Source organism: Bacillus sp. ISL-46 (genome assembly GCF_018613205.1).
The window spans coordinates 35,492-43,484 of sequence record NZ_JAGGQR010000052.1; the positions used below are offsets into that span (position 1 = coordinate 35,492).

Consider the following 7,993-nt stretch of genomic DNA (forward strand, 5'->3'; position numbering starts at 1 on the left):
CGCTGGGCGCTGGAGCTAGACAGCATGAGAAAGGAGCTTGGGTATCCAAGCTCCTTTTGCTTTTAGCTATTATATATTAACGTGAATCCGCGCTGAATCACCTGCTTTATTGATTTTTCCCAGTTTTTTTTCAGTAACATTTCAGTTATACGCTTAACGTTGGGATGGCTGCCATTGTGCTTCTTATAGAGTTCTAGTATTTCAAGCCTCAATAACCACTCATTGGGGTACTGCTGATCCAAGGTTGATATTACTTTTTCCAAGCTGGACCAACTCTGTTCATTCCACACCGGACTCTCACGTAAACTGCGGATTTCCTCATATAGCTTTTCTAGTTGATTCCAATTCTGCTGCACTACTGTTTCCTCTACAACATTTCTTTCCTCTATTGCTGGCCAGTCAAAGTAACCGTCTGGGTCAGCCGCGCCTGCAAAAACAGAGGTAATTTCTGCTCCCACCGCCATATCATAGGTCCCCCAAGATGGTTCAAAAAGGACTTGACCCTTGAATTTTACTTGGCAATCCTTAAATGAGATTAAGATCGGCTTACCTGCAGACAACAAAATAGTCTTCACGATCCCTTTTACATTGACACCGCTTTCAAATTTCAATACTGCTTCGTTTCCTTCAATAATGCCTAAATCCTTTAAGTGATCAAGCGAGCTATTCTCAATTACAATCTTTCCTTCAAGTTTGCCTATTGGTGTCCCAAAGCCTTTATGATGTGTCTCTCTGCCATGGTCCACTAATTGTTTCTGATCAAGCGATAGTGCTGTAGGTCCCTTCGTTCTGATATAAACAGCTTCCCCTTTATCATCCTTCAAAATCGTTGTTAGTGTGCCGGTCACTTGCAACCCTGAAGAGAAGACAACAGTTGCGAGATTATCAGATTGCAAAGCTTTTTCTAGGCTTTCCGTTCCACCTTTTTGAAATGCCATGGTAGAAGCAAATTGATCAATAGCCGCTGCTAGTTCATCAAAGTTCTTACAAACAAATAGTTGCGGCTGCGGCTTTGTGACATCATATGGTGTCTTAATACATTCTTCTACTGAGAATGGGATCTTTTTGACATCATCAGCCAGACAACTTTGACTCTCACCTACTGATGATAGTAGGCCAGCTCCATAAATTTTCGGATTCTTTAGGTCACCAACTAATCCATATTCTACCGTCCACCAAAAAAGCCTTGAAACTTGATCGGCCTCTGATAGACCTTTGACCTTCTTTCTAGCTTCTGCTACCAGTCTTTCTGCCTCTTTAACCTGCTCTGGTGTAGAATTTGGATCTTCGGCAACAATTGTTAAATGACGAACTGCTTTAAATACCTCTAGCTTTTCTTTACTTGAGAGTGCTTTTGCTCCCATTTCGCCGATTTTCCTAACAAATTCCCGATATGATTTATCTAATAAAATGGGCGCGTGTCCAGCTGCCTCATGGATCATATCCGGTGCAGGGGTATAGGCAATGTTTTGTATTTTTCTTATTTCCGTTGCAATTGGTAAAATACAATTTGCCAGAAAGCCATAAAACGCTGTGCCAGGAATTAACCCAGCAATCGTGACGGCCCCCCAACCCACTTTTGCTAGACTGGTATTCATGTCATCTACTTTTGGAATCGATTCAGTTTTAATTCCTGAATCGTTTAGGCCATTCACATATGCAGGATGGGCGATATCTTTTAAAAAGTAATGATTTTGTTTCATGACAAAACGCCATACCGCATGATCGATAGGCGTATAACGGTTGTAATATTGCTTTGAAATATACGGAAGTAACTGTACCGGAGACCTTTTTGTTTCATTTCCTGTCATCCTCAACATTCTCCTTTGCAAAGAATATTCTTTGATGAAGCAATTATGCGAGTGATTGCATTTTTGGGCGAAGTCTCTCCTTCGCTCTTTTCATTCTTGTTTTTACTGTCGACATTGGCAGATTACTTTTCTTCGCGATTTCAATGAGTGAGAAATTTTGATAGTAATAAAGATAAATAGGATAACGGTAAATTTCCGGTAATAGGTTTACCTTTTCAGCCATCTGTTCAGCAGAAAATTTATGTAAGACTTCCTCTTCTGGAATGACGCTTGGTTCGAATGAGGCTGAATAGGAATAAACTCCTTCCTTCCAAAATTGCTTAGATTTATTTTCCTTCCGCCAATAATCACGGCATTTATTGATTGCAATCGTAAAAAACCAGCCTTTGTATTTAGATTGCTCTTTAATTGAAGGATATGCTAAATAAGCTGAGAGTAATACCTCTTGATAGATGTCCTCTGCAAGTTCTTTATGCTTCACTAAAGACAAAATATATTTATAAATGGATCTTCCATGTTCCATAACCACTTCTTCAAATGATGGGACAATTCCAGCAAGCATGTTCTCCATCCTTTCCATCTTTAAAATGATCTACGTTCTATTAGACGGAATTGACAGCATTCACCCCTACAGTTATAAAGAAAATTTCTCAGGAGTTTATCGCTCAGTAGTATTTTGAATGAAGCCTTTCATAAAAATACTGACGCCAATTTTCTTGCAGATCGTTAGATAATGCATGAGGGCCAACAAAACAGCGCCTGTATTCATCCCAATAATAACGCCATTCATTCTCCATTCCGGCATGGCTGCAAGCAAAAGAATGAGCGAAAAAGAGATGATCGTCGACCAAATAATATGAATGAAGGTCTCTTTAAGTAGATTAAGTCCAAACAAAAAGGCCTGCATCGGCATGATAAAAAAGTGAAATAAGAAAAATGGCCAGAGTAATTGTAAAAATAGGGCAGGTGTTTCTGATTTAAAAAATAGCGACGTTAACTCGGGTGCAAAGAAGTAGAAAATAGCTACGGATATGACCCCATATACAAAGGTTAGCTTCATCACCTGTAGAAGCATTTTTTGGAGCCTTTGGTAATCACCCTCTGCGTATGTCTTGGACACAGCTGGGATTAGAACGACCATTAACGAGTGAGCAATAAAACCCGGAAAAAAGCCTATCGAAATGGCCACCCCCATCAGCATTCCAAATTGCTCTGTCGCTAATGTATCGCTCAAGCCAGAACGAACCAATGCTGCCTTAATGATAAAGGGCTGTATGGCACCAGTAAAAGCTGAAAACAAGCGAAGACCTGTTGTTGGAATCGAAACTGCCATTAGATTTTTCTGAACTACCTTGCGTTTCATATTAGAAAATGGCTGTCGCTTCAATTGCTGAAATTGGATAATAAACATGTATATTAAATAAAGGAACACAACTATCTCGCTTCCTATAAACGTACCAATCGCGATTAACACTGACTCAGCTGTGTCGAAAGCAAAGAAACGGAAAAGGAGGAACAGTCCTGCGAGTTGAATCGTTTTCCTTAAAAAATTTGAGACTGCTATTTTCCCCATTTGCTGCTTGCCCATAAAATATCCCCTTGCGACGGAGGTGAAGGAAATGATGGGTATTAAGATCAAAACAAGCCATCTTACGTATGGGTGATATTTGTCAAACACAGGAATAAACGGAATGATTACAGTAGCTGCTAAAAAAAGGGCAGCCGAGAACACAATCGTAATCGTAATCGCATGATGAAGGATATTTCGGTGATAACGATCTTCCCTTTCTGCAATAAATTTTGAAATCGATACAGGCAACTCAAAGCTGGATAGTAACACAATTAAGAAGATCGATGGCAAAATGGACATATACAGACCTAGCCCATGTGGTCCTAACTCTCGAGCAAGAATCATATTTACTAAAATTTCAATACCTTCCCCCAAAAAAGCAGCTACAGCTAAAAAGAATATCCCCTTATAATAAATAGCCAATTTTTTCTCCTCCATACTCATCTCACTTTTATAAACTTATGAGACAAGTTCTTTGATTATTAGAGAAAAATTTTTAGGAGAACAAAAAAAAGGGCTCGCAGCCCTTTAAACGTTCACCATTACTGTTTTTTTCTGATCATCCATGTTAATAAAACAATAACCGTGACTAATAATAACTGTGTAATCGTCGTTTCCCAGGTTGGATATAATCCGATCCAATCGATAAACGGAAACTGATGTACGGTGCTAGTCGGCAGCACATTCGAAATTTGCAAAGCATGGATACTAATACCAAGAATTTTAAAGGCTAAGAAATAGATAAGAATGGTAGCAGCCTTAAAGAAAAAACGAATCGGAATTTTTACACTGTAGTAGATAATTGCAAAACCCACAATCACTAGGATTCCTACTGCAAGGATTACACCCAAAACCAGTTGCTGCAAGCTTATATAGGGCGTGATTCCTGTATAGAATATGATCGTCTCTGCCCCTTCACGGAAAACTGACAGAAAACTAATCAGTGCAAATGAAAAAAGACTTCCTCTAGCGATCGCTTGCTCCATTTGTTGATTAATATATTTATTCCAGTTCCCGATACTGGATTTATTATGGAGCCATGCCCCAACGGTTAACATCATAATGACAGCGACAACCCCAGTGATTCCCTCAATATATTCTCGGCTAGAAGCAGCAACTATTCGTGAGAATACAATATTGATAATAATGGCTAGAACAGCACTGGCAAGCATACCTGCTCCAACACCGGCCCAAATCCATTTCTGTTTCGCGCCCTGACCCATTTTCTTCAGAAAGGCAAGCAATGTGGCCACGATTAATAACCCTTCTAACCCTTCACGCAACAAAATTAATGCGGCATCCCATAAAGAATAATCAGTTTTACTAATTAACGGCGCTAGACGGGAATTTAATTCCTTTACGATCTCCTCTGCTTTTGGACCATCAACATTTGCAGAGTTTATAAGACTAATAGCTGTAGGTATTTTTGTTTCAACATCACTATACAACTTACTGTCTCTTGTCTGAACATCCCCTTCAATCATTGGCCAAATGTTTAGTATTTCAGTTAACTGGTCAGAAGCACTCTTATAGTTTTCTTTTGCAATCTGTGTTTCTGCATTACTCAATAATGTAGTTAGATCGGATAGTGAATAATCCCCTTTAACCTGAGTAGAAACCTTACCAGCCAAGAAATTCACCACTTCTTTGTCTAGTTTCTCTACATTTGTTTCAGCTTTCTCTAAATCAGCAGGAGCCTGTGTAATCGCAATTCGGATCAATGCCAAGTATTTTTCAATGTTACCGTAGGCGACAATACTTTCATCATGAACCGTTTTTTCAGAGGCATTCCATTTATTTAGCAGCCTTTGATATTGGGCTTTCAAAACAGACTGATTCCCATCTTCAATCGATTGTTTCAAGGTGGCGATGAGCGGTTTCAGCTGCTTTACTTGCTCTTTTCCTTTTTCTTTATCCTGTGGATTTTGTTCTTGGTCATAGAGAACCAATGCACTTGATAAAGAGGAAAGACTCTTTGAAAAAACCTCTTTTTCCACATTCTCTTTGGCTAGTAAACTTTGAACCTCATGAAGTTCTTGTTCAACCTTTTCAGCCTGTTTACTATCTTCTTTCTTAATCGATGCCCATTCGTTAGCAAACAGCTCCATATTTCTCATAACTGCTGAATGGTCGCCATCTTTGGCTTTCATTAAGCTATCGCCGATTAGAACGAAAAGCTCATCATGATTCACAGCCGCTTTCACTGGCTGGACTGTTTGAAAAAGAATGAAAAACATCATTAATAATAATATAGTATTACTTTTTGTCTTAAATCGTCGCATGCGTCTCTCTCCTCTAATAAAAGGAAAAACCTTAGTTAAAAAGTGTTTCTCCTATAAAACCACCTGATTTCGTTCCTGGTAAACAAGCAAAGATGGCACTTCCTCTATGGGATATATATTCATTTAATTTATCCATCTTGGCCAATCTATTTTGTATCGGAATAAATTGTTTACTAGGAGCACGCTGGAAACATAAGAAAAATAGACCCGCATCAAAGCTGCCGGTTTTCAGATCCATTCCATCCGAATAGGAATAGGCCCTGCGCAGAATCTGCTGGGAACCGTCCCCATGGGATAAGCGTGTATGCGAATCGGCAGGGATGCTATATTCGCCTTTTTCATTTTTTTGCTTCAAATCAAGTTTTTCAAATTCATTTTTTTGCCCAATTGGTGCACCATTTTCACGATAACGGCCAAAGGTATTTTCTTGATCTTTTAATGTTGTACGGTCCCACACTTCAATAAACATTTGAATTCGACGGACAACAAGGTAACTTCCATTCACCAGCCAATTAGGGCCATCCCCAGGCTGAACCCAAACCTGCTTGTTCATTTGTGATTCATTGTTTACATCAGGATTAGCTGTCCCATCTTTAAAGCCAAACAAATTCCTTGGCGTTTCACTTTTGGGGTCTGCTTGTTTCGTGCGTTGAAACCCTGTTTGTGCCCAGCGTAAAATTGCCTTCCCTCTTGCAATTCGAATCAGATTTCGAACCGCGTGAAAGGCTACTTGCAAATCATCGGCGCAGGCTTGAATACAAAGGTCGCCTCCGGTCCATTCTTCTTCCAGCGCATCTAGCGGAAATTTAGGAAGGTCAACTAATTCTTTCGGCTGCTTGGCTTTAAGACCAAACCTGTCTTGATTATCTTTAACGAACAGACTAGGACCAACCCCAAATGTAATAGTTAAATTAGAAGCAGATAACCCAGCGGCCTCTCCCGTATCTTTTGGCGGGAGGAACTCATTACTCGATAAATCCCCCACTGCTTTTCCTTCAGATAACAAGGCTGCGGCTTTTGTCCAATCCTTGAATAATTGAACCAAATCTTCCTTTTTCGAGGTAGTTACATCCAAGGAAACAAAATAAACATGGTTTTGTGTTTTCGTCGTGATGCCACTTTGATGTTTTCCATAGAAGGGCACGATCTCATGGTCATCTTTGGTGGTAGCTTTGCTTTCAGAAATCGAAAGCAAACCGCTTAGTCCTGAAGCGCCCAGAATTACTCCGACACCGCCAACACCGGCCGTTTTTAGGATATCTCTTCTCGAAATCTTATTTCCGATTGATGTAGATTCATCGATGATGTTTTTATTCTTTGCCAATTAAGACGCCTCCGTAACAAGTCCTATTTGTGAGAGTGGTTCAGCTAGTGCGTCAATCGCCTGGCTTAGTTCTTTAACCTGTGCTTCCGTTAAATCAGTATAGAGCTTATAGCCTTCGCCTTTTTTATGCTGGTTTAGTAGATTATAAACATCATTGAAACGCGCTTCTATTTCTTTTGAAACGTCCTCATCTTTTTTCTTTAATTCCGGATTTAGGAGTTGGTAAATCTTTTCTGCTCCCTCCACATTAGCAGCAAAATCATATAAATCTGTATGGGAATAACGATCCTCTTCGCCTGTTACCTTGGAAGTAGAAACCTCATTTAATAGATCAACTGCTCCGGTTATTAATAATTCAGGTGTCACTTCTACGGTATCTACCTTTGCACGTAAAAGATTGACATCTTTCATTAACTGCTCAGCATATTGTTCATATCCTTTGGTCGTTTTGTCGATCCATAGGCCCTTTTCTATCCGGTGGTAGCCGCCCCATTCCGCTTCCGGGACATCTCCTTCTCGTGCATCAATCTTCGGGTCAAGGTCGCCGAACACTTCCGCAATTGGTTCGGCGCGCTCATAGTGCATCCGTGCGGGCCCATAAAGAGCTTTAGCCTCTTCTATATCTCCATTTTCAACAGCGGTTGTAAAGGCATCTGTTGCCTTAACAAATTCTTCAATTTCTCCTAAGGCATATGCCCTGTAATCATCTGTGACCCCAGTAAGTGAAGCCTGACTTGTAACTACTTTGTCTTTTACCTTTTCTATAGTTGCTGTTTTCTCCGTATTATTTGAACATCCAAATAGTAGACTGCTAGATATAATTAGAGTGCCTGACACTTTTAATAGTTTCATTTATGTAATCCTCCAGTATCTATAATAATGATAATCATTTTCATTTATATAATAACAGCAAATGAGAAATGTTTTCAATTATATTTTTAAAATTTTATAAAAAAAGAAAAAAACCTTCCTTTTTAGGAAAGTCCAGATTGTAGACAAAAGGCAT

The 7,993-nt window shown here is 39.5% G+C and carries 6 protein-coding genes; all 6 read right to left on the reverse strand.

Translation table 11 applies throughout. The annotated features are described in order from the left end of the window. Nucleotides 1-62: 62 nt before the first annotated feature. The 6 genes from J7E67_RS23995 to efeO all read right to left on the reverse strand — a co-directional run bounded on the left by J7E67_RS23995 (nt 63) and on the right by efeO (nt 7,839). Nucleotides 63-1,811: an aromatic amino acid hydroxylase gene (locus J7E67_RS23995; protein ID WP_251026958.1), complete on the reverse strand. Its 1,749-nt coding sequence runs from the start codon at nt 1,809-1,811 to the stop codon at nt 63-65. A 43-nt stretch (nt 1,812-1,854) separates the two neighbouring features. Beyond that, entirely contained in the window at nt 1,855-2,382 is a 528-nt protein-coding gene (locus tag J7E67_RS24000) for an RNA polymerase sigma factor (protein ID WP_251026959.1), read from the reverse strand. An 87-nt stretch (nt 2,383-2,469) separates the two neighbouring features. Continuing rightward, nucleotides 2,470-3,804, reverse strand: a complete 1,335-nt coding sequence (locus tag J7E67_RS24005) for a polysaccharide biosynthesis protein (protein WP_214715324.1) — start codon at nt 3,802-3,804, stop codon at nt 2,470-2,472. A 119-nt stretch (nt 3,805-3,923) separates the two neighbouring features. After that, nucleotides 3,924-5,663, reverse strand: a complete 1,740-nt coding sequence (locus tag J7E67_RS24010; protein ID WP_214732986.1) for an FTR1 family iron permease — start codon at nt 5,661-5,663, stop codon at nt 3,924-3,926. Nucleotides 5,664-5,694: 31 nt separating this feature from the next. Next, nucleotides 5,695-6,987, reverse strand: coding sequence for an iron uptake transporter deferrochelatase/peroxidase subunit (gene efeB / locus J7E67_RS24015; protein ID WP_214715321.1), 1,293 nt, complete (start codon nt 6,985-6,987; stop codon nt 5,695-5,697). Then, complete coding sequence (efeO, locus tag J7E67_RS24020) at nt 6,988-7,839, reverse strand: iron uptake system protein EfeO (RefSeq protein WP_214715320.1); 852 nt, start codon at nt 7,837-7,839, stop codon at nt 6,988-6,990. It lies immediately after the preceding gene. Nucleotides 7,840-7,993: the final 154 nt, after the last annotated feature.

What these genes read in the sequence shown, in the direction of transcription:
- J7E67_RS23995 (WP_251026958.1), bottom strand. Translation starts at nt 1,811, where the DNA reads ATGACAGGAAATGAAACAAAAAGGTCTCCGGTACAGTTACTTCCGTAT.
- J7E67_RS24000 (WP_251026959.1), bottom strand. Translation starts at nt 2,382, where the DNA reads ATGGAGAACATGCTTGCTGGAATTGTCCCATCATTTGAAGAAGTGGTT.
- efeO (WP_214715320.1), bottom strand. Translation starts at nt 7,839, where the DNA reads ATGAAACTATTAAAAGTGTCAGGCACTCTAATTATATCTAGCAGTCTA.
- J7E67_RS24010 (WP_214732986.1), bottom strand. Translation starts at nt 5,663, where the DNA reads ATGCGACGATTTAAGACAAAAAGTAATACTATATTATTATTAATGATG.